The sequence below is a fragment of the Nodularia harveyana UHCC-0300 genome (assembly GCF_034931085.1).
GTDB lineage: Bacteria > Cyanobacteriota > Cyanobacteriia > Cyanobacteriales > Nostocaceae > Nodularia > Nodularia harveyana.
Genome location: NZ_JAYGHG010000031.1, coordinates 20,269 through 46,498 on the forward strand (window position 1 = coordinate 20,269; position 26,230 = coordinate 46,498).

19 protein-coding genes and 2 pseudogenes are annotated in these 26,230 nt (G+C 42.1%); 6 read left to right on the forward strand and 15 right to left on the reverse strand.

Annotation, left to right across the window (positions count from 1 at the left end):
* Positions 1-137: 137 nt before the first annotated feature.
* From VB620_RS16465 to VB620_RS16475, 3 genes are all read right to left on the reverse strand, one after another.
* Entirely contained in the window at positions 138-878 is a 741-nt protein-coding gene (locus VB620_RS16465) for a hypothetical protein (RefSeq protein WP_323197240.1), read from the reverse strand.
* Between the two features lie 483 nt (positions 879-1,361).
* On the reverse strand, positions 1,362-1,772 hold the full coding sequence (locus VB620_RS16470; protein ID WP_323197241.1) for a QcrA and Rieske domain-containing protein: 411 nt from the start codon (positions 1,770-1,772) through the stop codon (positions 1,362-1,364).
* Between the two features lie 56 nt (positions 1,773-1,828).
* Complete coding sequence (locus VB620_RS16475) at positions 1,829-3,538, reverse strand: NAD(P)H-quinone oxidoreductase subunit 4 (RefSeq protein ID WP_323197242.1); 1,710 nt, start codon at positions 3,536-3,538, stop codon at positions 1,829-1,831.
* Between the two features lie 394 nt (positions 3,539-3,932).
* Here VB620_RS16475 and VB620_RS16480 point away from each other — a divergent pair, with 394 nt between their 5' ends.
* The 5 genes and pseudogenes from VB620_RS16480 (at position 3,933) to VB620_RS16495 (ending at position 8,317) form a co-directional block, all read left to right on the forward strand.
* Positions 3,933-5,408, forward strand: coding sequence for an MFS transporter (locus tag VB620_RS16480; RefSeq protein WP_323197243.1), 1,476 nt, complete (start codon positions 3,933-3,935; stop codon positions 5,406-5,408).
* Positions 5,402-5,549: pseudogene (locus VB620_RS16485) on the forward strand (molybdopterin dinucleotide binding domain-containing protein); the annotation flags it as partial. The gene VB620_RS16480 and the pseudogene VB620_RS16485, both read left to right, overlap by 7 nt.
* A gap of 178 nt (positions 5,550-5,727) precedes the next feature.
* Positions 5,728-6,180, forward strand: a complete 453-nt coding sequence (locus VB620_RS16490) for a phosphate-starvation-inducible PsiE family protein (RefSeq protein WP_323197244.1) — start codon at positions 5,728-5,730, stop codon at positions 6,178-6,180.
* 229 nt (positions 6,181-6,409) lie between these two features.
* A pseudogene (locus VB620_RS20890) lies at positions 6,410-6,517 on the forward strand (nitrate reductase associated protein); the annotation flags it as partial.
* Positions 6,518-6,952: 435 nt separating this feature from the next.
* Entirely contained in the window at positions 6,953-8,317 is a 1,365-nt protein-coding gene (locus VB620_RS16495; protein ID WP_323197245.1) for a PrsW family glutamic-type intramembrane protease, read from the forward strand.
* 283 nt (positions 8,318-8,600) lie between these two features.
* Here the strand turns inward: VB620_RS16495 and VB620_RS16500 are convergent, their stop codons facing one another.
* The 12 genes from VB620_RS16500 to VB620_RS16555 all read right to left on the reverse strand — a co-directional run bounded on the left by VB620_RS16500 (position 8,601) and on the right by VB620_RS16555 (position 22,100).
* Positions 8,601-9,248 carry a hypothetical protein gene (locus VB620_RS16500; RefSeq protein ID WP_323197246.1) on the reverse strand — a complete coding sequence of 216 codons (648 nt, stop codon included), beginning with the start codon at positions 9,246-9,248 and terminating at the stop codon, positions 8,601-8,603.
* A 209-nt stretch (positions 9,249-9,457) separates the two neighbouring features.
* Complete coding sequence (locus tag VB620_RS16505; RefSeq protein ID WP_323197247.1) at positions 9,458-11,023, reverse strand: CHAT domain-containing protein; 1,566 nt, start codon at positions 11,021-11,023, stop codon at positions 9,458-9,460.
* A gap of 484 nt (positions 11,024-11,507) precedes the next feature.
* Positions 11,508-13,829 (reverse strand): PP2C family protein-serine/threonine phosphatase, encoded by a 2,322-nt coding sequence (locus VB620_RS16510; protein ID WP_323197248.1) that lies wholly within the window; start codon positions 13,827-13,829, stop codon positions 11,508-11,510.
* A 512-nt stretch (positions 13,830-14,341) separates the two neighbouring features.
* A complete protein-coding gene (locus VB620_RS16515) occupies positions 14,342-15,289 on the reverse strand; it encodes a F0F1 ATP synthase subunit gamma (protein WP_323197249.1) in 948 nt (315 codons plus the stop codon).
* Between the two features lie 150 nt (positions 15,290-15,439).
* The gene (atpA, locus tag VB620_RS16520; RefSeq protein WP_323197250.1) at positions 15,440-16,960 is read right to left on the reverse strand and encodes a F0F1 ATP synthase subunit alpha; all 1,521 of its coding nucleotides are present in this window, start codon (positions 16,958-16,960) and stop codon (positions 15,440-15,442) included.
* A 161-nt stretch (positions 16,961-17,121) separates the two neighbouring features.
* Positions 17,122-17,676 (reverse strand): ATP synthase F1 subunit delta, encoded by a 555-nt coding sequence (gene atpH / locus VB620_RS16525; protein WP_323197251.1) that lies wholly within the window; start codon positions 17,674-17,676, stop codon positions 17,122-17,124.
* Positions 17,673-18,236: a F0F1 ATP synthase subunit B gene (locus VB620_RS16530; protein ID WP_323197252.1), complete on the reverse strand. Its 564-nt coding sequence runs from the start codon at positions 18,234-18,236 to the stop codon at positions 17,673-17,675. The genes atpH and VB620_RS16530 overlap by 4 nt, the downstream gene beginning before the upstream one ends.
* A gap of 126 nt (positions 18,237-18,362) precedes the next feature.
* Positions 18,363-18,842, reverse strand: coding sequence for a F0F1 ATP synthase subunit B' (locus VB620_RS16535; RefSeq protein WP_323197253.1), 480 nt, complete (start codon positions 18,840-18,842; stop codon positions 18,363-18,365).
* 103 nt (positions 18,843-18,945) lie between these two features.
* Positions 18,946-19,191: an ATP synthase F0 subunit C gene (gene atpE, locus VB620_RS16540; RefSeq protein WP_010994186.1), complete on the reverse strand. Its 246-nt coding sequence runs from the start codon at positions 19,189-19,191 to the stop codon at positions 18,946-18,948.
* Positions 19,192-19,307: 116 nt separating this feature from the next.
* Positions 19,308-20,060 (reverse strand): F0F1 ATP synthase subunit A, encoded by a 753-nt coding sequence (gene atpB / locus VB620_RS16545; protein ID WP_323197254.1) that lies wholly within the window; start codon positions 20,058-20,060, stop codon positions 19,308-19,310.
* A gap of 118 nt (positions 20,061-20,178) precedes the next feature.
* Positions 20,179-20,619, reverse strand: coding sequence for an ATP synthase subunit I (locus VB620_RS16550; RefSeq protein WP_323197255.1), 441 nt, complete (start codon positions 20,617-20,619; stop codon positions 20,179-20,181).
* A gap of 299 nt (positions 20,620-20,918) precedes the next feature.
* On the reverse strand, positions 20,919-22,100 hold the full coding sequence (locus VB620_RS16555; RefSeq protein WP_323197256.1) for a class I SAM-dependent methyltransferase: 1,182 nt from the start codon (positions 22,098-22,100) through the stop codon (positions 20,919-20,921).
* Positions 22,101-22,789: 689 nt separating this feature from the next.
* Here VB620_RS16555 and VB620_RS16560 point away from each other — a divergent pair.
* Positions 22,790-26,200 carry a phycobilisome rod-core linker polypeptide gene (locus VB620_RS16560; RefSeq protein WP_323197257.1) on the forward strand — a complete coding sequence of 1,137 codons (3,411 nt, stop codon included), beginning with the start codon at positions 22,790-22,792 and terminating at the stop codon, positions 26,198-26,200.
* Positions 26,201-26,230: the final 30 nt, after the last annotated feature.

Sequence of the window (26,230 nt, forward strand, 5' to 3'; positions counted from 1 at the left end):
ATATACTTAATGTCATATTTACAATGTGACACGTATCACTACTCTCTGTTTTTTATACTCTATTGAGTATTTTCAAATTGCCAAGGGTAAAAGGCAAAAGTAAAATACCTTTGCCTTTGAGGTTTTATCTGATGTGACTAAAAACCACTGAAATTATAACCAACTCCTAACATTACACCAATGTCAGTTTCACTAAAAAATCCGGCATTCACAGCAGCTGTGGCGGTAAATTTGGGGTTGAGAGGAAAATCAATCCCGCCAGATATTAACACAGCAGTTTTGGAGTCATCACCAGTTTTAAGAGCTGCACCTACTCCCACATAAGGAGCGATCAATACTGGTTCTGCAAATGGATCTGCTGACTGCAAGTTGAAATCGTAGGTGACGGGAACTAAGATTGTGGTGTTATTGCCAAACACGGCTGCGGGTCTGACTGAGATGGTGTCTGTGATTCCCACTTTACTCATGACTGCAAAATTGCCATCACCTAAAGATGAGTCACCACCACCAAGACCAATGTTACCAGCAACACCGATGTAGCTACGACCGCCACGAGTAGTTCGACCAAAATCAATATCTGCTTGTGCTACCTGGGTGGAGGAAGAGGGAAAAGTTGATTCTGATTCAGGAATCAAGGATGCGGCTGAAGTTACTACTGTTCCTGGTATTGGTGTGAGATCAGCAACTTCCTGGGTGTGAGGGTGGGGAATCTGCTGTAAATCAGAGGCTGTGGTATTGACTGGAGACTCTGTTGCTAGTTGAGTATCTACTGTTTGGGCAACGGCTGAAAAACCGCTAGCTAAAACTGTGAGGGCGGCTAAACTAGGTAAGTAAAAGAAACTTGTGCTTTGGCGTAGTGTTTTGTAGATTAGAAACATATTATTCACATTCACTCCTAACAAAATATCACCGCCATAAAAACTTGGCGATTATGATTCCAGTAAATTTGGCGATATTCAAACTTTAACATTTGAAAATCACTTATACATCCTTAAGTAGACGTAATTCTTTGAAAAATCAAGGTATCTGGTTTTGGCGGCGGGAAATTTGCTAGTTGATGAAATTAGGGAGAATACAAGTCATCATGCTGCGCCGACTCTGAAAATATTGAATGATTATTTATCTATCTTTAGGAGGAATTAAAATAATGGTGCTTAATACTAATTCCTGCTGTTTTAGTAGGGGGAGATTTTTTTATTGCAGTGTCTTCCTGAATATCTACCATTCTGCTAGTGCGATCGCAATTCCTTGTTATAAATTGGGGTGAGTTCCGTTTTTTCAATGTGGCGATCGCGTGTAATCTGACAATATGACTAGGATCTGCTAGCAATAAAATCGGAGCAGTGAAGATATCAGATCAGCTAATTTGCCTGGACTAAAACCGAATTATCGGCGATTTTAGCCGTGTAAGTTTTGAGTGGCTTTGTCGCTGGACCATTTAGCACCTGACCAGCACTATCATATTCTGCACCATGACAAGGACAGACAAATTTGTTGCCTTCAGTTTCCCAGCTAACAGTACAACCTGAATGAGTACAGGTAGGGTTAACAGCAATTAGATTTGCGTTGGTTGATTTTCCCACGACTAAAACATTGAAAGTCGGTGATTTTTGCACTAGCAATTCACCATTTTGATCTAACTCTGCCAGACTACCCACAGTTTGCCAATCTGCCGATGTAGGTGTTTGGGAAGAACAAGCCGCGATCGCCACAGGTAAGCTACTAGCTATTGCACCCAAACCTACCCAATTGATAAAATCACGACGTTTCATAGTTCTCAAAAGTAGTTGTAATCCCTAATTCCTGACTATTCTACAGGTTAATAAAGTTACTTGACAACTCCCAAAATCGGCGATTCTCTGGCTATCTCACCCAAGCTATCAGCTGCTGGAATAGTAGGAACTAACAACCCCTGAGCATAGACGTGGGAGTTAGTTTGAGAAATAGTCATCAAAGATTGACGCACCTGAGCATTTACCGCCACAGTCTTGGCATCATACATTTGCATAGCCAACTTAGGGTAAAAACCAATACCGATAATTAGCACTAAAAAACAGGCAGCAATAAATATTTCACGCGGTCTAGCATCACTATAAATAGTTTCATCTGGTAGCAGACAATCAGTACCAAAACAAGCTGTTCCCTCATCCTCCTGATTCTCCCAGGCGGCATTATTCACATCACACATAATTGATGCGGTACTGCCATAAAATACCTTGCGCAGCAGATTAAGTAGATAAATGGGTGTGAGGATAATTCCCACTGCGGCTAGGAAGATAATCACAATACAGAAAGTCGAACTGTAGACATCACTGGTAGTTATCCCCAGAAATACCGCAATTTCCCCCACAAAGCCACTCATCCCAGGGAGAGCTAAAGATGCCATTGCGCCTATGGTAAATAATGCAAATACTTTAGGCATTACCTGACCAATACCGCCCAGATCGTCCATGATCATCGTCCGGGTGCGATCGTATGTCACACCAGCTAAGAAAAACAGTACCGATGCAATTAAACCGTGGGAAATCATCTGTAACATTGCGCCACTAATACCCAAATCAGTGAAAGACGCAATCCCCAGGAGTACAAATCCCATGTGAGAAATCGACGAATAAGCCAGCCGACGCTTCATATTCCCTTGGGCGAAGGAGTTCAATGCACCATAAATAATGTTCACAACCCCAAGAATTGCTAGAACAGGGGCAAAATAGATATGTGCATCCGAAAGAATTCCCAGATTCAGGCGAATTAGTCCGTAGCCGCCCATCTTGAGCAGCACACCCGCCAAAATCATTGATACTGGGGAAGAAGCCTCTCCGTGAGCATCTGGTAACCAAGTATGCATGGGGAACACAGCCAACTTGACACCAAAAGCAATCAGCAATCCCGCATATAGCAGCAGTTCTAAATTCAGGGGATACTCTTTGAGTCCTAAAGTAGCTATATCAAAGGTGACATCACCGCCACCATATAGCCCCATTGCTAGTGCTGCCACCAGAATAAATATAGAAGCCGCAGCCGTATATAGCAAGAATTTTGTAGCGGCGTAGCGACGTTTCTGCCCGCCCCAAATACAAATAAGTAGATATACCGGAATTAGCTCGACTTCCCACATAATGAAAAACAGCAGCAAGTCCTTGGCGACAAATACCCCTATCTGGGCTGAGTACAGCACCAACATCAGGAAATAGAACAGGCGTGGTCTGCGGTCAACTTGCCAAGCTGAAAAAATTGCCAGTGTTGTTACCAGTCCGGCTAAAAGTACAAAAGGAACCGATAACCCATCTATCGCAACCGCCCAATTCAGACCTAATTGGGGCATCCAGGTATAACTTTCTTCCAGTTGAAAACTAGCATTACTGGCATCGTAATTGTGCCAAAAAGCGTAGCACATCAAGATTAAGTCGGCTAATCCCACACCCAGTGCGTACCATCTTACCCACTTGCCATCTTTGTCGGGTAGCACAGGGATAACCAAAGCAGCAATGAATGGTAGCAGGACAATCGCAGTTAGCCAAGGAAATTTATCCGCCATCATATCACTAAGAAATAATACTTATTTAGAGATCATGTCATATTATTCAACTTTTTAATAATTTTTTAACCCAGATAGGACTTACGCAACAATTGCCAAAAATCTTGATTTATCGTTCGCGTAGCGTGCGCGAAGCGCATACCGCCAAGCCGCCAAGAACGCCAAGAAAAGGTAGATTATGCGTAAGTCCTACCAGATAAGGTTGTAACAATCATGTACCGAGTTTTATTTTTTCTATACTTTGGGTGCTAAAGCCCTGGGAGAATACTATAGCTGGCGACACTTCGGCGCAAAATCCCATAATTTTCAATTACATCCATCAAAATTTAGCTAAGTTTTACCATCATCGGGAATTATTAATTATGTGTAGTCTCTCCATTTAACTAAGGAATATTTCATGCTCACAGGATTATTTTCATTCAACGGTCGCTACCGCATATTACATCTAACTTGGTTCGCATTCTTTCTTTCATTTGTTGTCTGGTTTAACTTTGCACCATTTCAAACAGCCATCAAAGAAGCACTCAGCTTAACGGAAGGACAAGTTAGAACTATTGCCATTTGTAACGTCGCCTTGACTGTGCCAGCCCGCATCATTATTGGTATGGTTCTAGACAGATATGGTCCGAGAATTACTTACTCAATTTTGTTGATGTATGCGGCTATTCCTTGTCTAGCTTGTGCCTTGTCCCAAAATTTTAGCCAGTTGGTCATTAGTCGCTTGGCACTAAGTATAGTCGGTGCTGGTTTTGTAATTGGGATTCGCATGGTTGCTGAATGGTTTCCTCCCAAAGAAATTGGAATTGCAGAGGGTATTTATGGTGGTTGGGGGAATTTTGGTTCAGCAGCTGCGGCTTTTACTTTACCTTCCATAGCGGCGGTGACAGCTATTTTTACTGTGGGTCAACTTAACTGGCGGCTGGCGATCGCCTTAACTGGGATAATAGCTGCTATCTACGGAGTTATCTATTTTTTCAACGTTGAAGATACCCCCAAGAGCAAAGTTTATCAGCGTCCCTCTCGTCACGGCGGAATAGAAGTTACCAGCAAAACCAGCTTTTGGCTGCTGATGTTGAATAATATTCCCTTAGTAGGCATATTAGCCTTATTAGCTTGGCGCATCTCTAAAATTGGTCTACTTAATCAAGCCCAATTATTGATTATCTACCTCTTATTAATTTGTCTATATTTCTTCCAAGCCTATAAATGCTGGGATGTAAATCAAGAATTGATGACCGGAAAAAAACAATATTCCCCTCAAGACCGTTATCAGTTTTCCCAGGTAGCAATGTTAGAACTGACTTATTTTGTGAATTTTGGTTCAGAATTAGCAGTGGTTTCCATGCTACCAGCATTTTTCGAGTCAACTTTCAGCCTCAGCAAAGTATTAGCCGGGATGATTGCTGCTAGTTACGCATTCATGAATTTATTTGCACGTCCCGGTGGCGGTTGGGTCTCTGATACTTTCGGTAGTCGCAAATGGACAATGACCATACTGACTGGTGGTATCGGTATTGCTTATCTAGCTATGAGCGGTGTCAGTAGTAATTGGTTGTTACCTGTAGCAATTATGCTGACAATGAGTTGTTCATTTTTTGTCCAAGCCGGTGAAGGTTCTACTTATGCCATCGTCCCCCTAGTAAAGCGGCGAATTACTGGTCAAATTGCTGGTAACGTCGGTGCTTATGGCAATGTAGGAGCCGTGGCTTATCTAACTTTATACAGTTTTTTACCAGCAGGTGACATTGGTAACCAAATCTTTTTTCAGACTCTTGGTGTTAGCGCCTTAATTGTAACTTTCCTTTGTGCCTTATTGCTGAAAGAACCCCAAGGCTCATTTGCTGAACACCACGAGGGTGATCAACCAGATTAGTGATAGTGCGATCGCGTCGCGGTCAAGTCCAATTTCCTGCTAAAATTACTCATGCGATCGCAACTGGTACAGTGTTCATTATGGGTAAACAATGCAGAAGCCAATACCTTAACCCATTCCGAATCTTCCCCAGATTTATAACAGCCAGAATTAAACGCCTGTGCTGTACAGTTGTTTTTAGTAATGGTATAAACATCAATAGATCAGGAAATATGAGTCGTTATTGACCCAGCCTACAAGCGATTAGGTTTCCCTCTGACTAGTCAACTTTTATGAGTTTCACTAATATTATATTTACCAATAAAACCCCAAAACTGATATGAGGCGTTTATTCCAAAAGATTCTCAGATTAGGCAATGATGAGATATTCATGCACCTGATAGAAAATATCGAGGTGGTTGTTTCTAAGTTATTATCACTCGTCATGGTAGTGGTAATTTTAGTAGCTATATTTGATTTAGGCATCTATCTCGCTAATGAGTTGTTTACCAGTGTCGCTGGTACATTTAATGAGGTATTGTTTACGATTTTTGGATTATTTTTGAATATTTTAATTGCTTTAGAAATATTAGAAAATATTACAGGTTATCTCCGCAAGCACGTTGTTCATGTTGAGTTAGTTATTGTTACTTCTTTAATTGCAGTTGCTCGGAAAATTATTATTCTTGATTTGGAAAAGGTAACAGGTATTACTATTATTGGTTTAGCAGTTGCAGTTTTATCTCTATCAATTTCTTATTGGATTATTCGTAACAGCAATGTCAGACATTAAATTTGTTATTAGGATAGGCATTAAATTACTCAAGTTCAGCGTACAAACTGAGTCCAGTAACCTTGTATCACAAAAAACAAAATTCCAGCTTACCAGAAATATCTCCAGCAGCCACATGACCCATTGAACCTGAAGCTTATGGATAGATTCTCAGGCTATCCCAGCTAATATCCATGAAAAAGCACAAGCAATCAGTTTTACCTTCACCCTAGAATAATGGGAGGATTTAACCTCTTTACAACCCTTTGCTTTAATTAAAATCAGTCGCCCAGTATATGAAAATCATAACTTTTCTACAGCCATAGCAGAATTTAATCTTACTGCTCACAAAGGTTAATAGTTGTAAAAACAGGATAGATCAAATATTCCTCCTGTTGTTCTTGTACAAAACATTATGGAGGATTCAGAAAATATTCGTACTAAAAAGCAATATATAAGTGATAGTTAATAATTTTATAACTTTTTAACTTGCTCAAATGTTATCCATAGTACTAATATTTTATAATTTGTTGTGTATGGGATTCTGTAGAATCTATAATTAGTAGAGTCTAACTAATGTAATTGACAAATACAGCACAGCAAAATATTTTATTAGCTAGAATGCTTATCACTCATGAGTTAGGAAAATTTAAATAAAAAATCAGCAAATTTAAAATTTCTTGGCAGTAAGTGAAGCTATAGTGTATTTAGCAATGCTGCTGTTGGCGTGGCTGAGATTAAATCCTACTGCCAAAAATTTTTATGAATTTGTTTGGAAAGACACTCTAACTAGATGACAGGCAAAAACACAAGACATAATGCATTTCTGCGGCTAGTGTCTGGTAATGTAGCAGCTCTTGGATCAGAATCTCGCTACTCGCTGCTAACCAGTAAAGAAGTAGTAATTGGACGCGACCCCACCTGCCAAGTTGTCTTGGATGCCACGATGTATAGGATGGTATCTCGCCGTCATGCTGTGGTTCGTCCCCTCTCCTCATCCACTAACGGCAAATTTAGCTGGGTAGTTTGTGATTTAAATAGTGCTAATGGTACTTTTTTAAATGGAAAACCTTTATCTGAATGTCAGGAATTGCGCCCCGGCGATCGCATTTCTCTAGGTTCTGATGGTCCGCAATTTATTTTTGAGTATGATTTGATTTCTCAGCCCACGGTAATGACTCAACAGGTCAAACCACTACCATCGGCTTCTAAAAATAACGGTCATACCTATTTAAAAGAACCCGATTCCGTTAGCTTTACTCAACTGTTTCCCATTATTTCGACAGGTAAGGATTTAACACGCAAGGCTTACCTGATACCGGGAATATTAACTGTGATCTTTGTGGTGCTGATGTTTGCTACTGTGGGCCAGCCCCAAAATCAAATTATAGTCGCCACTTACATTGCATCAGCTGCTTACTACTTTGTTTATCAACTTTGCGGTAAAGAGAAGCCTTGGTGGGTGCTAATGGGTGCAGCATTGACTACAACATTGATTTTACTCAGTCCCCTTTTGAATTTATTCATTTTTGTGTTTCGGGAGATTCTCCCCGGTAGTTTACCTTCTCCTCAACAACCCACCACTTTTACAGAACTGTTGGTGAGAATGTTCTTTGGTGCGGGGTTAATGGAGGAATTACTTAAAGCATTACCCTTAATTGGTGCATATTTCATGGGTCGTGGCTTACCTTCTCCTTGGCGGGAACGCATCGGGATTTGGGAACCTTTAGATGGTATTCTCCTGGGAACTGCTTCAGCTATAGGTTTCACTTTGTTAGAAACTCTTGGTCAATATGTACCAAATATTACCCAACAGGTGGGCATAGGTGCTGCTGGTGAATTGGTAGGGCTTCAATTGCTCATTCCGCGTATTTTAGGCTCAGTGGCGGGACACATGGCTTATAGTGGCTACCTGGGATATTTTATTGGGTTAGCAGTCCTTAAACCCCGGATGCGTTGGCAAATTCTTTCTATTGGTTATCTTAGTGCTTCTGCACTCCATGCTTTGTGGAATGCTAGTGGTTCCATTAATGCTTTGTTTTTGGTCGTTGTAGGGGTGTTATCTTATGCCTTCTTAATGGCTGCAATTCTTAAAGCACGGGTATTATCACCGACGCGATCGCAAAATTTCGCCACCCGCTTTATTAACCCAAAATAGGTCGTAACTATTCCCCGACCTCAAAATCCGGGATTTATCCGCCTCCGAACCTCATAGATATAAGTCAAAAGGCAAAATTTAATCTCAGAATTTCTTGATTAGTTCTTGATTTTGCCTTTTAGCTTTTTATTCTACACTCTCAAAGAATAAAATTTTGATTTTATGTCTGGGGATAGATGAAATTATTCTCCACCACCAAATATTTTGGAATTCTTGATTTAACTATATCTTCAAAAGATAAAGATATTCCTAGTTAGACAATGAGGCTAATTTGCAAGTAAAACTATTTGTCATTGGGAGTTAAAAGTTCAGATGGATAGGTGTTTAATTCTCTGAAAGCATAATAGGCGATCGCCACACTAATTTTAGCTTGTTCAATTTCAGATAAACTTAGCCAATCTCGATGTTGGAGTTTATGAATACAAGACATAACCTCTGGGGATGGGTTGCTACGCATAGCATAAGTAAAGGGACGGGTTAAAACTAAGAGATCATCTACATCCCAAGTGGGTAAGAGAGATTGAACACACTGTACTAGTTGATCACCCATTGATTGTTGAGAGGCAAAAGTTGTCACCGTTTTTTCGGCGATCGCCTGAAGCCAGTTTTGGGGTACGCTATCAGCAAAAGCAGAATTTAACGCCACTTGCAGATTATCTACAACAGAATGATTTGAGTTAGTAGGAACCTCCGACCACAGCTGATCAAGTTTGTCATAAAAAGTTGAGGATTTTATCGTTATCTCTTCGTCGATAAAATCCTGTAGAGAAAATTCCTGTTCTAATTGATCAAAATAAGTTTCCGAATCCTGGTCTGCCGGATTCCAAGGATAAGTACCATCATCTGGTTCTAATAAAGCCTCCAATAATTCTAATTCTACTGGAGATGGTAAGGCGTTAAACCTGTCTGAGCTATTAATATGGTTAGTCATTGTTTGCCTCCTGATGAATTATTGAGGAATACTCACAGCTACAACCTCTAGAATTAGATTTCCGTAAAACAATTAATTTTATCTTTGGGGAGTAGGTTTACCCTCGGCACAGTCGAAAGCCAAATACCCAATCCTCTCACACTGAGGGACTTGTACTGAGCGCAGTCGAAGTAAGTCGAAGTAAGTCGAAGTAAGCCAAAGTGCAATTCCTAAGAATCTTCAATTACAAACTGTAAAACCTGACCGTGAGAACTGCCAAACTTTAACTGCATACCAGATGTTAAAGTAACTTCTTCCCGGAGTATTTGTTGCCAACCATTAGCCCCTAAAAACCATGTTGTGCCGTAGGTAGAGAAATCTTGCAGGTAATAAGTTCTAACAGTGGTAGTACCAGTCAAAGTACTGCGACATAAAATTTCAGCGTGACGCTTAGAAACAGAAGGTTCTGATATCACGATATCATTATCTTGAGTGCGACCGATGCGAGTGACTCCAGAGCGGAGTATCCAAGTTTCCCCTTCCGATGCTAGCGATCGCAAAATAGCTATGGGAATCTGGGAATGGATATTAGGTGTGAAATTCTCTGGTAACTCAGTAATTCCTTCATAAGAACTATTAATCAGTTCACCATCAAAATCTGGATGCAGATAAAGAACAGGCAAAGTCCAAGCCAGTTGATTAAATTTATATAGTGTTAATAGCTCTTGTCTAGCTTCAGCAACGGCTTCATCAATAGATTTACGCGATCGCAAAGCCGCAGTCAAGGCTTGAATAAAACTATGGCTTTCGTGGTCAGCAATTTGATCACGCATTCCCAAAACCGCAGGTACACCATGACGAATTAAAACTTCTGCCAAACTGCTGGCGGGGATAGCTTGGTGATTAATCGCGTCGGGTTGTGCGCCCCAACAAGCATTAAAAACTGCTAATTTTAGACCACTCCGGGTTAGTACTTGTGCTAACTCAATACCGTTCAGGGTCATCTCTGGACGTAAAAAGAATAATCCTCCATCTGGCCCCGGTAGTCCATGACCAGCGTAAAAGAAAACATTATAGGCTGCCGTTTCTAATTCTTGGATTAACTCTTGTGGTGTAGGTTGCAGCAGTGTTTTGACTGTACAAGGTGCTGAACCCAGAGAATTACGACTTGCCAACATTGCTTCTAAGGTGGCGGCTTCTTGTGTCAATTGCAGGTTTTCGTCATGTCCTAAAACCAACAAAATATTTAAACTCTGATCTGTTCGCAAATACGGTAGGGGTTCAACTTCGCTGGTAGTCCGACTAAATAGCAAATCTGGAGAGAGAGACATTGCCGATCGCCCCGGTTGGCGTTGCATAATTTCCCAAGGTAAAGCAATCAGATCAGGGTCACGAATTTCTAAACGAAAACGCAATCGTGTATGCTGTCCCATTGCTATGCCGCGACTACGTTCTAGACTACCAAGAATTGATCCGTCGAATATCCATTTCCACAGATGAATACCTAAAGATTGCATCAAACGACTACTATAACCAGCCTTCTGTCCTGATGGTGGTGAAACTATATTGATGGCAAGTGGATTTACTGATTGGGCTGGAAAATTTGAAAAAATAGACAAACCACTATGACCAGCAAACATCTCTTGCCATTCTTGCCAAATCTGAGTGAGTTCAGCCGGCCACACACAGTCATGCAAAGCATAACCACTAGGATAGGGAGCCTTGACCACCCAAATAGCAAAATTATCTGTGCCAGTATTCATCAAACGGGCGATCGCCAAGTTTAGAGATGGCATTGCTTCATTAATGTGACGAATCCACAAACTTTTTTTACCGAAAAATAGGGTTTAAACCCCCGTCGTTCTAAGACGACTTTCAATTCCTTAGTGTACCAATATGCTGCTATACTCATCATAGTGGAAAGGTAATCAACCACTTAAAAAACCTAGCCATCGAAAGACAAGGCACTGATAGCGGTAGCGTGGTGCTAACCATACCTTGATAATTAAACGTTAGTTGCTCTCATCCGGGAAACCCCAAGGCCGTACTACCTCATCTATGCGGTTCTACTGCATTATTCCATTTTCGTTCTAGCAGTAGGTCAAAGATTTATAAAAGCTAGACTTGTTTTGAGCAAAGTCAAAACGCGAATCAGCATTTTGAACCTAATTTTTTCCAACCAAAAAAGACTTGCACTAATGCAAATAGCTTAGGGCATACCCGAATTAACCCTCAATCCCCGTCAATTTATCGTGGGGAGTGTCAAAGTCACTCTCTGTATTATTCCAGATTTTGAACAGTTTCAGGAGTATTTACTGGAGTATTTAACTCAGTTTTACTAGTATCAGTTTCTGTGGGGGTTTGGTTGAAAATTGGATCACAGGGATTTTCCGCGTCAGGTTCTAAGACGGAAACTCCAAAACTTTTCAGTTCAGACAATTTAACCTTTACCTCTGGAATAGAAGGAGTTTCAGTCGGCAACGTATTAATTCTACTGGGAGAACATACTCGCAGATTTACTAACAAGTCTCCAGTATCAACTTCAGGACTGGGCGTGATCGAAATCACTTTCAAAAAACTTTCAGGAGGTAATATTTCTTGATTACTCAGAGGAAGTGTACTTTTGGTTTGAATTACCGATCCAGAAACCAAATCATCAAGAGATTGGGTTATGACTGGGGGACTACTGAGGGGATTTGGTGCTTCTAGATTCTTGATATTAGGAAGACTGAAAGGCCATTTTATATCCGGGAGACTACCTGATCGCAGTTGCATCATTGACCATCCTAGAGAACCAGCTAAGATAACCAAAACAATAGGAACTATCCAACTCCAAGGTAGTTTAGCAATTGCCCTGGGCTGATGGTTTCGTAATACTTTAGTTTTTTGGTTAGGGCTAGCGTCTATTAGTGTTTGTTGTAGCCCTTGAGTAACAGCACTTGTCGATGCTAGTGAAGAAATATCTGGAATCACTGCTTTGAGAGTTGACTTTGGTTCCGAATATTTCACCTGATGGTGTATTAATGCCAAAGTCACATTATCGTGTCCGTTTCTGGTGTTAGCCAGGTCTACCAATTTATCAACTACGTTGGCTATATCATCTTGACCCAGCAGAAGTGGTAAAATTTCCGTTTCCCAATTATCTTCCACACGGTCAAAATCAGTTAATCCATCCGATGCCAGTAAAAAAATGGCATCTTCATCTAAAATAAACCTCTGGGAAGTAGGATGTAATGAATTACTCGGACTCATTCCTAAAGCTTGCACCAGAGAACCGGCCCCACCTTGATGCACAGCTTCACGATAGATAGCATAGCCCAATCTTACTTCCCGCGAAGCCACATCATCATCCAGAGTAACTTGATAACAACCGTGGCGAGTAATCCAGTAGGCACGACTATCACCCACATGAGTAATATACATTTCGTGACCAATGGACAACGCCATAACTACAGTTGTACCCATACGCTGACGGGCTTGGCGGTTTTCACTATCGTTGCGTTGGCTAATTTTATCATTAGCAATTGCCACAGCATTATCTAAGTCAGCCAGCAATATGGAAGGTTCTATGTGATCATAAGAAACAGTGGCCAGGTCTTGTACCTGTTGATGAATTGTTTCAATGGCTAAATTAGATGCAACATTACCTCCTTGGTGTCCACCAATACCATCACAAACAATAGCTAAGGCTGATTTCTTTGGTGGTTTGCTGATTAATGTGCCACTGGGAGGATAACAGGCATCTTCGTTACGTTGACGACTCGGACCAGTGTCTGTTTTGGTAACTATTTTAATCGTAGGACTTTGCGATCGCCCTAATTCTGCCAAACCTTGATCTAAAACTGCAATCAAAACTTCTGGGGAATTAATTTTTCCGTGAATTAGAAAATTGCTCACGTCTTGAACAAATTCAGCTATAGCTGGTTTAGCCTCTGAAGCTAATTTTTGCCAAAATACACCCAAGTCCTCTAACTCTGGTGATTTTGAATCATCAAAACGTAATTCTAACAAGCGAATCAATGATCCTTCTACCCGCAGTACATGAGAATCTATTAAGCTAGTAGCCACACCTTGAGTTTTCAACGGTTGCCACAAATTAGCTATTTGCCATAGCCAATTTAATTGACGCATGGATGTAGCGTCGCGCCAATCAATATTTAACTGTCTACATAGTTGCACTTGTAGTCCTGAAGTATCTACGGACAATGGCGGGTGTTCTAAAAGTAATATTCCTTTACGAGATTCTGGGCTTAAGTTAGCCGAAGACTGACTGTTAGATAGAGGAATTACTCCATATACCTGTGGTACGTTTAGGCTGTAAGAAATTAATCTGAGATAAGCTTTGATATCTTGTGCATTCTCTAGTTCAGGTGACTGTGGAAGTAATCCTGGCTTCTTATCTAAAACAATAGATTCACTAATTACTAAATAGCGATCGGCTAAGACATCTCCTGGGCTACCCACACTCATACCATCCCCTACCGCCCAGAGGTAACGTTTGGGTAGGGCTGTAGAACATCGCTGGCAAAACTTATGTGTTAAAGGGTTAGGAGCCAGACAAGCTTCATTTGGGCAGTAGAGCGTTGCCGCATCATTTTCCATAGTGTTCGCAGTAATCAGCGATTGGCAATTTTTTCAAAAGCATTGGTCGCGGCAATTAAAACCGCTAATGTTTCTTTCACTCAACATATCCAATTTTGGATCATGATTGTAGCTAATAGATAACAGTGTATGTTAATAATTAATTGAACTATGGCAATAACTTTCTCCTTTATTAACGCTACAGCCTCATCATAGCTTTTATTGCCCTTTAACTCTCCATCAATCAATAGAGCCGCCAAATGAAAATGTGTTACCACAGTATAACTCAAGCCAATTGATCAATTGGCTTAATCATGTTATCATTCCGCTTACACTAAATTCTTTATTTTGTCAATATAGTAGCCGCCAAAAAGATGAGAATACAAACCAATAATTAAACCTTGGCGATCAAGGAGAGATTGTTATCTGCTATCTCTTGTTATTCAAAGTGCCAAATATCAAAAATAGCCAATTGCTAATTTTTTATCAACTAGCAATCAGCTATTTATCAATGCTAAACAATGGGCAATTCCTTAAGTTAGTGCTTCAGCACCACCAACAACCTCTAACAGTTCTTGGGTAATAGCCGCTTGTCTCGCTTTGTTATAAGACAAAGACAGACTTTTAATTAATTCACCGGCGTTGTCGCTGGCGTTGTTCATCGCTGTCATCCTTGCTGCTAGTTCACTGGCTGCTGACTCTTGTAACGCCCGTAATAGCTGATTACTCAGATATAGAGGTAGTAAAGAATCCAGAATTTGCACAGGATCTTGCTCAAAAATCATGTCACGAGGCAAAGGACGGGCTTGGCTAGTCACTTTTTGCCGTTCTACTTCAAATTGACCACTACGGCTTGTGAGACGGAAAATTTCATCATCTGCGGCTTCTAGACCTTGAGGATCTAAAGGAAGCAGGGTTTGGACTACGGGACGAGAGCTAACTAAGGATACGAATCTGGTATAGATTAACTCAATACGATCTACACTTTCTGATAAAAATAGGGAAAGTAGTTGATCGGCAATTTCCGTGGCTTCTGAGGCGGTAGGAATTTGCTCTAAGCCAGTGTAAGTACCATCAATAGGTTGTTCACGACGTTGAAAATACTGGATAGCCTTACGGCCTACTAGTACGTACTTGTAATTTACGCCTTCTGCTTGCAGTTCTTTGGCGCGATTTTCTGCCCGACGGATGACGTTACTATTGTAACCGCCACACAAACCTCTGTCGCCAGAAATTACTAATAGCCCAACTGTTTTAACTTCCCGTTTTTTCAGTAATGGGAGGTCTACATCTTCAAACCGGAGACGAGTTTGCAAACCATACAGTACTTGTGCCAAGCGGTCGGCAAAGGGACGAGTAGCAGTTACCTGTTCTTGGGCGCGACGGACTCTAGCAGCCGCCACTAGCCGCATGGCTTCTGTGATTTTTTTGGTGTTTTTGACCGATTGAATGCGATCGCGTATTGCTTTGAGATTGGCCATATTCTTAAGTTCCGAGTCTTTAGTCAATAGTCAGCTGTCAAAAGTCAATAGCCATTAAGTATTTCCCAATGACTAATGACCAATGATTGATTTACTCTGCTGGCCCTGAGCGTCAGCCAAAGGGAGCGTAGTTGAAGGGCTAATGACTAATTACGCTGTGGCTTTGAAGGTCTTTTTGTATTCAGTTAAGGCTTCCTTCAAGGCTGTTTCTTCTTCTTCACCGAGTACCTTTTTGGTTTTCACGGAGTCGGTGTATCCAGGTTTGCCAGTTTTCAAGAATTCCCGCAGACCCTTGGTGAAGATAGTTACTTTATCTACTGGAACATCATCTAAGTAACCGTTAATACCAGCATACAGAATTGCGACTTGCTCGTATACTGCTAGAGGGGCATTTTGTGGCTGTTTGAGTAGTTCCCGTAACCGTTGACCTCGTGCCAATTGGTCTTGAGTGGCTTTATCTAAGTCAGAAGCAAATTGTGCGAAAGCTTGCAGGTCATCAAATTGTGCCAATTCCAATTTAATCTTACCGGCAACTTTTTTCATCGCCTTGGTTTGTGCCGCCGAACCCACACGAGATACTGAAATACCGGGGTTTACTGCGGGACGAATACCAGCGTTGAATAGGTCAGAAGAAAGGAATATCTGACCATCGGTAATGGAAATTACATTAGTGGGGATGTATGCGGAAACGTCACCAGCTTGGGTTTCGATGATGGGAAGGGCGGTCATGCTACCTTTGCCTAATTCATCACTTAATTTAGCGGCGCGTTCCAACAAGCGGGAGTGAATGTAGAATACATCTCCAGGATATGCTTCCCGTCCTGGTGGACGACGCAGTAGCAAGGACATTTGGCGATAAGCTTGGGCTTGCTTGGAAAGGTCATCATAAATCACCAAAGTGGCTTTGCCTTTGTACATAAAGTACTCAGCAATGGTAGCGCCAGTGTAAGGAGCTAGATATTGTAGGGTAGCTGGTTCACTGGCACTAGCGGCAACGACTACGGTGTAGTCCATTGCGCCTTTTTCTTGGAGAGTTTGCACCACGTTAGCAACGGTGGATGCTTTTTGACCAATGGCCACATATACACAAACGACATCTTCACCTTTTTGGTTGATGATTGTGTCGATGGCGATCGCAGTTTTACCTGTTTGACGGTCACCAATAATCAATTCCCGTTGACCACGACCGATAGGAATCATGGAGTCAATAGCTGTAATCCCCGTTTGCATGGGTTCGTGTACAGATCGACGGGCGATGATACCAGGAGCTGGAGATTCAATCAAACGGCTATCGCTAGTTTTGATGTCTCCTTTACCGTCAATGGGAATACCCAAGGCATTTACAACTCGACCAATTAAGGCTTCACCTACGGGAACCTGAGCAATTCTCCCAGTAGCAGTAACGGAGCTACCTTCTTGAATGTTCAGACCTTGACCCATAAGCACTGCGCCCACGTTGTCTTCTTCTAAGTTCTGGGCGATGCCAATTGTTCCATCTTCAAATTCTAATAGTTCCCCAGCCATAGCCTTTTCTAGACCATAGATCCGGGCGATACCATCACCCACTTGGAGGACTGTACCAACGTTAGCAACTTTGACTTCTTGGTCGTATTGCTCGATTTGCTGCTGAATAATGCTGCTGATTTCGTCAGGTCTAATTGAAATACTCATGTGTCTATGTTTTTTGCTTTCGTGACGGAATAAGTAATCGCTTCAGAGTGGGGAGTAGGGAAAGCTTTTTCCTCAATTCTCCAATTCTTTCATCCCCTACCAAGTCACCTTGCTAGACTATCCGCACAGCAAGGAAACTCTAGTAGTATCGCAATTACGAATTAATTACTAGTTAAGCGTAAAGAAAGGCGGCGCAACTGACCGCGTAAACTAGCATCAATTACCTGCGAGCCGACTTTAATGATCACACCACCAATTAAGTCGCTATCTATCTTAGATTCCAGTTCGACTTCACGAGCATTAGTGATGGCGAGAACTTTTTGGATTACAGCTTGCTGTTGAGCTTCTGAAAGAGGAACAGCTGAAGTTACTTCCGCTAAGACGGTTTGATTCAGCTGCCGTAACAAAGCTAAATATTGCTGTAAAACTTGTTCCAGAAAAGCGATCCGCCGTTTATCTACCAGCAACAACAAAAAATTGCGTAAGTAGGGGTTACCACTTTCACCCAGTATTTTTTTAATGAGAGCTTTTTTGTTCTCATTACTAATAAAGGGGTTGCTGATAAAGTTCTGTAGGTCTTGATTTTCTGAGAGCAGGCTTAACAAACTCCGTCCATCTTCGCCAAACTCTGCTGTCAAATTTTTAGCTTTGGCGAGAGACAACAAAGCCTGTGAATAAGGGGCGGCTATTTCAGCTGTTGCTATTTTACTGGTCATACCTCGCCTCCCATTTGTGCGATGCTACTTTCAATCAAACGTTGTTGAGCATCGTCAGCTATGCCGCTTTTCAGTTCTAATTCGACCTTTTGCAATGCCTGAGCAACTACTTGTTGCCGCAATTTGGCGATCGCTCTATCTAGGTCTGCATTCAAGTCAGCTGCACCTGCTGCTTGCAAGCGTTCAATATCTATCGCAGTCTGCGCTAAGATAGCTTTGCTGGCAGCTTCGGCATTTTCTTGGGCCGCTTTTTTGATGTTTTCGGCTTCTGCTTGAGCTTGCTCTAACTTTTGCTGTGCTTCTTTTAGTTGCTGTGCAGCTTGAGAGGCACGTTGCTCTGCACTCTTAATTGCTGTTTCAATGGTATCCCGACGAGTTGTTAGGGTTTTACCCAAAACTTTGCGTCCGAATACCAACAGCACAGTAATAATAATGGCAAGGTTAATCAGGTTGGTGTCAAATATATCTGTATTTAGACTAAAACCACCATGTCCCTCTGCCTCTGCCAAGTCACTTGCGATGGCGCTGGCTTCTGCCATCAACAATAAAAAAGTCCCCATGTTTTTCCATCCACAACTGCGCTGCTAAGGCTTAACATTAATGACGTTGCCAAATTTTACTTGGCGAATCCGTCTTTACAATGTCACTTAATGATTCCCAGCTAAATTTTCGTTAGCACCAACCTACTACACACCTGCTCCTAGAAGCTTGTCTAGTATTTGGCGACTGAGAGAATCTACTTGCTGCTCCAATGAAGCCAAAGCTGCTTGTTTTTGCTGCTCAATTTCACTAGCAGTCTTTTCTTTTTCTGCCTGGGCTTGCTTTTGAACTGCGGCTATTTTCTCAGCTGCAATTTTTTGAGCTTCAGCTTGAGCATCAGAAATAATTGTTTGGGCTTGTCTTCTAGCTCCTGCTAAAGACTGCTCATATTCCTCTGCCAATTTTTCGGTTTTTGACAAGCGTTCCTGTGCTTCTAATTGATTGTTACGGATATAATCATTCCGTCCATCAATAGCATTGCCCAGTGGCTTGTATAGTGTTGCATTCAACACTAGAGCTAAAACTAGAAACTGAATTGCCATTAAGGGCAGGGTAGCATCTAGATCAAATAGCCCCCCTTCCTTGGCAACCTCTTCTACTGCTAATAAGGTAATCCAGTGTGTCATGGTTGCTAATTTCTATCTAATATATTAGTCCTGAGTTGTTAGTTAGGGAGTTATGAGTTAAATTTCTAACCCCTAACTCCTAACTTTTTATACTCAGTACTGATTATGCGAAGGGGTTAGCAAACAGTAGCACTAGGGCAACTACTAGACCGTAGATGGTTAGCGCTTCCATGAATGCCAAACTTAATAGCAATGTACCGCGAATCTTGCCTTCAGCTTCTGGCTGACGGGCAATACCTTCTACAGCTTGTCCAGCTGCGTTACCTTGACCAATACCAGGGCCGATTGCAGCCAAACCAACAGCAAGAGCAGCAGCTAAAACGGAAGCAGCAGAAACTAATGGATCCATGATATTCTTTCCTTACTTTACTTAACTGAGTTTAATCGGTCTAGAAGTTGTTGTGTGTCAGTTGCGATTGATCATTGTTAGACAATGATGCAAAGACTAATGACTATTGAGGGTGTTTAATGTCCCTCATGCTCCTCGCCATGATGGTCTTCCATCGCTTCACCGATGTAAGCGGCGGCTAAGGTAGCAAAAATTAGTGCTTGAATGGCGCTGGTAAATAGTCCCAAAGCCATGACTGGCAGAGGTACAAACAAGGGTACTAGCAATACAAGTACACCTACTACAAGTTCGTCAGCCAAGATGTTGCCGAATAAACGGAAACTTAGGGAAAGAGGCTTGGTAAAGTCTTCAATAATTTTGAAGGGCAACATGAACGACACCGGCTGGACGTAGTTGCCAAAATACCCTAAACCCTTTTTACTGAAGCCAGCGTAAAAGTACGCTAGGGATGTCAGCAACGCTAAGGCAACAGTTGTATTGATGTCACTTGTAGGCGCTGTTAGTTCACCTTCTGGTAAATGAATCAGCTTGAATGGAACCAGCGCCCCTGACCAATTTGACACAAAAATGAACAAAAACAAAGTGCCGACAAAAGGCACCCAAGGGCGATATTCTTTCTCGCCAATTTGGTTTTTAGCCAAATCCCGAATGAATTCCAGGGCGTATTCCATCAGGTTCTGCAACCCACTGGGAATTCTTTTGATGTTACTGCTTGCGGCTAAGGAAACTAGCACTAGCACACCAATAACAAACCAGGATGTGAGAAACACCTGACCATGCAGCTTGAAGTTGCCTATTTGCCAGTACAGATGTTTACCCACTTCCAATTCGGCAAGTGGAATGGTGTAGAAATTCAGAAAATTCAGCATTTTCTTTCCATATCAATCGTTTCTCCCATATTACCTGGAGAAGAGGAGCTTTCTTTGCGGTGTGGATATTCCTCACCCAAGGGCGGAGGTTAGCTTTTTCAGGTTGTCGGAGCTTTGCCTAGTCAGAGACAACAGCCATCCTAATTACGTAGATGATGAGTGTGGCTTTGTAGGTGAGAAATCCCAAGAATATGGGCAGTATTTGTAGTTGATTCCACCGCGATGCTAGCAAAATCAGCGCTACTAATAAGGCTAACCGAGTTTTACTCAGCGACTGTTTTTCTCTACCTAAACGCTCAACATCTTTTGCCAACATCCTCAAGTAAAGCACACCTGCACACGCCCCTAATAGATAATTCAGGGCAATGTTTAGAGAATAAGCAATCCACACAGAGATAAATACAACCCCTGTCAAGGCAAGTGTGATTACTAACAACTCTTGGTAGAGTTGATAGAACTCCTGCATGGAAGAGTCTACTGGTTCTGTATCGTCAAAACCAGTTTGAGTATCTTGTTGTGTTGTCGGAGTGGGATCAATTGAATCTTCTGACAAGCTCACGAGACTTGAAACCAGTACAGCTAACTTATAATGACTGCACATTCAGTCAGCTGAATCATATCATGATCAGGTAACAATACTTTAGAAAAAAACAATTAACTTCTTGCCATGATCAGACTAACGGTAGAAGCCCTGCTGTGTGGAGGAAAATGCTAGGTGACGCTATAGGTGGGAGCGGTAGATAAAAATCGGAAATTTCTCCTGTTCAAATTCCAACTTTCTTCAAATTTCACCTATTGTTTGCTCTGTCCTACCATGTTGATGATTGTATAATCATCTGCCTGATATTAGTAATTTAACTAACTCAGTGTTAATAAAATTAACTGTTGTTCCAGGAGTGTTCTGACTTGATGCAAGTTGATTTTTATGTCTGTCAAAATTTCTGCTACGGTTAAATTTCCCTGACATTTGTGTAAAAAATCTAACTCTATATTTGATAAGTTGACAATTTGATAGTTGTAGTTAAATAAACATTGACTGGGGAAGCCATCTATGCAGGGGTTGAGTTCGGGAATGGCTTTTAGTAGGAATTGATCCTGTGACCAGTTGGATTTAACCACGGGAGGACGACCGAGGAAAAACTCATAATGGGTTACTTCTGGGTCTAGTAATTCTATCAGGCGGTAACGTTCTCTTTCGCTCAATTTATTCGCCCGTGCAATTAACTCTGGTGCTTTGGCTAAAAGTCTTTCTAAGTGCCAAAAATCGGGATTAGAAAAGCCGATAAACTCTAAATCGGCAGCATCAATTAATTCAAACAGTGTATCAATGTTGTAATCAGTTTCCTGGGGATGAACGTACATATCCGCAAAACATTCATCTTTATGATTTTCTAATGACCAAAGTAATTGATCTCGCTTGACAATGCGGTTGTTTTCTGGTAGAGATGCGAATACTTTTCTTCCCACTGCGACCCCATCACGATAATCGCCTTTTTTGTCTCCTTGGAGAAGTGCGATCGCCTTTTGCATGAGTTGAATTTCCCACCGTCCCAATTCGCCATAGACAAAAATGTGCATTAGTCCACCAGGGGCTAATTTTTTCGCCAAAGCTTGAATACCACGCACAGGGTCAGGTAAGTGATGTAACACACCCACGCAGTTAATTAAGTCAAACTCCCCTGGTAGTTGTTCCACATCGTACAAACTCAGGTGATGAAACTCTACCCTATCAGCACCGGAACTTTTACAGCGTGCTTTAGCTACCTCTAAAGTTCCCGCACTTAAATCAATTCCTACCACCTGCGCTTCGGGGTTGAGATGTACCAAATATTCAGTACTCACACCAGAACCACAACCAGCATCTAAAATACGGATATCTTGCTTGGATGGTTTGCGTCCCAGACAGAAGTTATGAGCAGCTATCCAATTCCAGCGCCAATTATACCCAGGAGGTGCTTCATCTAGTAGGGGTTCTGGCGGAAATGGATATGTATCGTAGAGTTTAGCAACAGCAGCACTAACAGTTTGGGAGTCTGACATGATCAGGAAGAAAGCAGCATTTCTGAGTTTAGCCGGTTCGGAGAATTAATAGACATCTGCTGGAAAAAATGTAGAGACTTTCCATAGAGGATATCTAGTAATGTCCTGTGACAACGCATATTTTATTTTCACCAGATGTCTAAATGATCATCGGGTAAACTGATTTCTACTTCAAGCAATAATTCCAGAGTCAACCAGTTCTTTTCCCTCTTCAGACCAAATAGTCAAAGCCAGGCTAGTGCTAGTAAAGACAAGAGTATTAATATTAGGTAAATTTCCGAATTTTATTGATTATGGGGCGATCGCCTAAATACTAATCCTGATTAATCATTTTTTTCCATATTGTTGATGTCGCTGATTAAGTTAGCTAAATATTAAATTATATTAAAAACTACTACTTTTGAAACAAAATGTGCTGATTGATTTGTATCAAGAGGATACAAAAAATCCTTAATTTTCGCCCAGAGAGAATACATACTCATTCAGTCCAACTCATTTGGATGATAGATTCTACATACTTCTTAATAAATCACCAGAGAAACCGCAAAACGTTTTAATCTAAAAGCTAACAGGGTTAATTTACTGGCAGTTTTGCAGGCAGCAACTTTAGTCCATAATCACACTGATGTGTGAAGCCTCGAAACAACCCAGACTTAACACCTATAAATTAAAGGAGTTTTAGAAATCTCATGAGTGTTAAGGCAAGTGGTGGAAGCTCCGTTGCGCGTCCGCAACTATATCAAACTCTAACTGTGGCGACTATTTCCCAAGCCGAGCAGCAAGACCGCTTTTTGGGAAATGGTGAACTCAGCGAATTAGCAAGCTATTTTGCATCTGGTGCCAAGCGTCTAGAAATTGCTCAGACATTAACGGAAAATTCCGAGATTATCGTTTCCAGAGCTGCTAACCGGATTTTTGTCGGTGGTTCACCAATGGCTTTTTTAGAAAAGCCCCAAGAACGTGAACTAGCCATGGCGACAGCTGGGGCTACATCTGAGGGAAGTGTTACAGAAGGCATGAAACTAGGAACTGTCACCTACGTTGAAAGCCGTGGCGGATTTCTAGAAAATCTCCGGTCAATCTTTAACTCGTCCCCTGGTGGTCCTACACCTGCTGGTTTTAGACCCATTAATGTCGCCCGTTATGGCCCCAGCAACATGGGTAAGAGCTTACGGGATTTATCCTGGTTCTTGCGCTATGCTACCTACGCCATCGTCGCTGGTGACCCCAATATTATTAGTGTCAACACACGGGGTTTGCGGGAAATCATTGAAAATGCTTGCTCTACAGAAGCAACATTAGTAGCTTTACAAGAAATTAAATCCGGATCACTTTCCTATTTCCGTAAGGATGCTGTGGCTACAGAAATTGTGTCTCAGTACATGGATGTGTTGCTGAATGAATTTAAAGCACCCACACCTTCTAACAAAGTTCGTCAACGTCCTTCTGGCGACCAACAAGGGCTACAACTGCCACAAATTTATTCTGTAGCAGCAGAACGTCGTCCTAAGTTTGCCATGAAGCCTGGTTTGTCAGCCAGTGAAAAAATCGAGGTTGTGAAAGCAGCCTATCGGCAACTTTTTGAGCGCGACATTACCCGTGCTTATAGCCTGTCGATTTCTGACTTGGAATCTAAGGTGAAGAATGGCGATATCTCCATGAAGGAGTTTGTCCGCCGTCTCGCTAAATCTCCCCTTTACCAAAAACAGTTTTATCAGCCTTTTATTAACAGCCGAGTCATCGAATTAGCTTTCCGTCACATTTTAGGACGGGGACCAAGTAGCCGTGAAGAAGTGCAAAAATATTTTGCGATTATTTCTAACGGCGGTCTACCTGCTTTAGTGGATGCGTTGGTTGATTCTAACGAATACGGCGATTACTTTGGCGAAGAGACAGTTCCCTACATCCGGGGTCTGGGTCAAGAAGCCCAAGAATGTCGTAACTGGGGACCGCAACAAGACCTGTTTAAATACAGTGCGCCTTTCCGGAAAGTACCTCAGTTTATTACGACTTTTGCGGCTTACGATCGCCCATTACCAGACCAACATCCTTATGGTTCCGGTAATGACCCATTAGAAATTCAATTTGGGGCAATTTTCCCGAAAGCAACTCGCAACCCCAGCAGCAGTCCTGCTCCCTTCGGTAAAGATACCCGTCGGATTCTGATTCACCAAGGGGCCGGTATTAATAACCAATTGAGTAACCCCAAGGCGCGGGGTGAGGCTCCTGGTACTCTAGGACCAAAAGTCTTTAAGCTAGACCAAGTTCCTTCTACTCTCAGCAGAAAAGGCGGTCAAGGTGTCAGCGTCAAGTTCTCGGAAAGCTCTACCCAAGCGGTAATTAGGGCTATTTACCTACAAGTCTTTGGCCGTGATGTTTACGAAGGTCAACGCCTGAAGGTAGCAGAAATTAAGCTGGAAAACGGCGAAATTACTGTCCGGGAGTTTGTGCGGATTTTGGCGAAGTCGAATCTATTCCGCCAGTTGTACTGGACATCGCTGTATGTTTGTAAGTCCATCGAGTATATGCACCGCCGCTTGTTGGGTCGTCCTACTTACGGTCGTCAAGAAAACAACAAGTATTTTGATATTGCGGCTAAGAAGGGTTTCTACGCGGTTGTAGATGCCATTCTGGATACAACAGAGTACAGTGAGGCGTTTGGTGAGGATACAGTGCCTTACGAACGGTATTTGACTCCGGCTGGTGTGTCGTTGCGTCAATTGCGCGTTGGTAGTATTCGTGAAGATGTCGGTACTGCGAAGGTGGAAAAAGTCGAAACACCTCGCTTTGTTGAACTGGGTACTGTCACTGAAAACCGTACAGAACCAGATATCGAATTCCGCATGAATCAAGGTGTTACCAAGAAGCGCGAACAAACTAAAGTGTTTAAGCTGGTAGCTAATACTGGGGAAAAAGTTGCCGTAAATACTTTGATTAGTGCTGCTTATCGCCAGATTTTTGAGCGTGATGTTGCACCTTACATCATCAAGAATGAGTTTTCAGCTTTAGAAAGCAAGCTGGGGAATGGCGAAATCAGCGTCAAGGAATTTATTGCTGGTTTGGGTTACTCGAATCTTTACTTGAAGGAGTTCTATACACCCTATCCCAACACTAAGGTGATTGAATTGGGAACTAAGCATTTCTTGGGACGTGCGCCTATAGATCAGGCTGAAATCCGTAAGTATAACCAGATTTTGGCTACTCAAGGGATTCGCGCTTTTATTAATGCGATGGTGGAAAGTGTCGAATATAGCGACGCATTCGGTGAAGATACGGTTCCTTATCGTCGCTTCCCAACTCTCCCTGCGGCTAATTTCCCCAACACTCAAAAGCTTTACAACCAGCTGACTAAGCAGAATAAATATGTGGTTGTTCCTAGCTTTGAGACTGTGAAGCCCCGGATCAAGTCGGTGAATACGCCTATGTTAGCGAAGGCGATCGCAGATTTGGCAGCCCAAGCCAAAGCTATGGATAAAACCAAGCCATTATTCATTGAGTTGGGTCGTTCCTTCAATGATGGTCGTGGTCAATCTGTAGAAGTGGGTGTGGGTACAAGTCGCCGTAAGCCCGCACGGATTCACCGCATGACTCTAGGTGCAAATCAAGCAGAGAAACAATTAGTAATTAATGCTGCTTACTGTCAAGTGTTGGATGTCTTTAGCGGTCAAGTTCCCCAAGACTACCGCCGTTCTAACTTAGACAGCAAACTGCGGAACGGAGAAATTTCTGTGCGCGAGTTTGTTAGAGAGTTGGCTAGTTCCGAAATTTACCGGAAACGGTTCTATACGCCTTATCCCAACACCAAAGTGATTGAATTCCTATTCCGTCACTTATTGGGACGCGCACCAGCCACACAGGGCGAAATCCGTCAATATAACAAGTTGCTGGCTGATAGCGGTTTAAGAGCGGCTGTAGAAGCAATTGTGGATAGTGCAGAGTATGCTCGCTTCTTTGGTGAAGATGTCGTACCTTATCCACGCTACCCATCATTACCTGCTGGTAACTACCTCGGTAGCGTTCAAGCTGCTGCTGACCTAGTGAAGCAATCTTGGTCTAGTTTGTCACCTGCTGTACTGACAGGACAACCAAGCGATCGCTAGAGGCTGAGGATTTGGGGACTTGTGATTAGG

Coding starts and splice junctions, on each gene's coding strand:
- VB620_RS16465 (WP_323197240.1), bottom strand. CDS start 878: ATGTTTCTAATCTACAAAACACTACGCCAAAGCACAAGTTTCTTTTAC.
- VB620_RS16470 (WP_323197241.1), bottom strand. CDS start 1,772: ATGAAACGTCGTGATTTTATCAATTGGGTAGGTTTGGGTGCAATAGCT.
- VB620_RS16475 (WP_323197242.1), bottom strand. CDS start 3,538: ATGATGGCGGATAAATTTCCTTGGCTAACTGCGATTGTCCTGCTACCA.
- VB620_RS16480 (WP_323197243.1), top strand. CDS start 3,933: ATGCTCACAGGATTATTTTCATTCAACGGTCGCTACCGCATATTACAT.
- VB620_RS16490 (WP_323197244.1), top strand. CDS start 5,728: ATGAGGCGTTTATTCCAAAAGATTCTCAGATTAGGCAATGATGAGATA.
- VB620_RS16495 (WP_323197245.1), top strand. CDS start 6,953: ATGACAGGCAAAAACACAAGACATAATGCATTTCTGCGGCTAGTGTCT.
- VB620_RS16500 (WP_323197246.1), bottom strand. CDS start 9,248: ATGACTAACCATATTAATAGCTCAGACAGGTTTAACGCCTTACCATCT.
- VB620_RS16505 (WP_323197247.1), bottom strand. CDS start 11,023: ATGCCATCTCTAAACTTGGCGATCGCCCGTTTGATGAATACTGGCACA.
- VB620_RS16510 (WP_323197248.1), bottom strand. CDS start 13,829: ATGGAAAATGATGCGGCAACGCTCTACTGCCCAAATGAAGCTTGTCTG.
- VB620_RS16515 (WP_323197249.1), bottom strand. CDS start 15,289: ATGGCCAATCTCAAAGCAATACGCGATCGCATTCAATCGGTCAAAAAC.
- atpA (WP_323197250.1), bottom strand. CDS start 16,960: ATGAGTATTTCAATTAGACCTGACGAAATCAGCAGCATTATTCAGCAG.
- atpH (WP_323197251.1), bottom strand. CDS start 17,676: ATGACCAGTAAAATAGCAACAGCTGAAATAGCCGCCCCTTATTCACAG.
- VB620_RS16530 (WP_323197252.1), bottom strand. CDS start 18,236: ATGGGGACTTTTTTATTGTTGATGGCAGAAGCCAGCGCCATCGCAAGT.
- VB620_RS16535 (WP_323197253.1), bottom strand. CDS start 18,842: ATGACACACTGGATTACCTTATTAGCAGTAGAAGAGGTTGCCAAGGAA.
- atpE (WP_010994186.1), bottom strand. CDS start 19,191: ATGGATCCATTAGTTTCTGCTGCTTCCGTTTTAGCTGCTGCTCTTGCT.
- atpB (WP_323197254.1), bottom strand. CDS start 20,060: ATGCTGAATTTTCTGAATTTCTACACCATTCCACTTGCCGAATTGGAA.
- VB620_RS16555 (WP_323197256.1), bottom strand. CDS start 22,100: ATGTCAGACTCCCAAACTGTTAGTGCTGCTGTTGCTAAACTCTACGAT.
- VB620_RS16560 (WP_323197257.1), top strand. CDS start 22,790: ATGAGTGTTAAGGCAAGTGGTGGAAGCTCCGTTGCGCGTCCGCAACTA.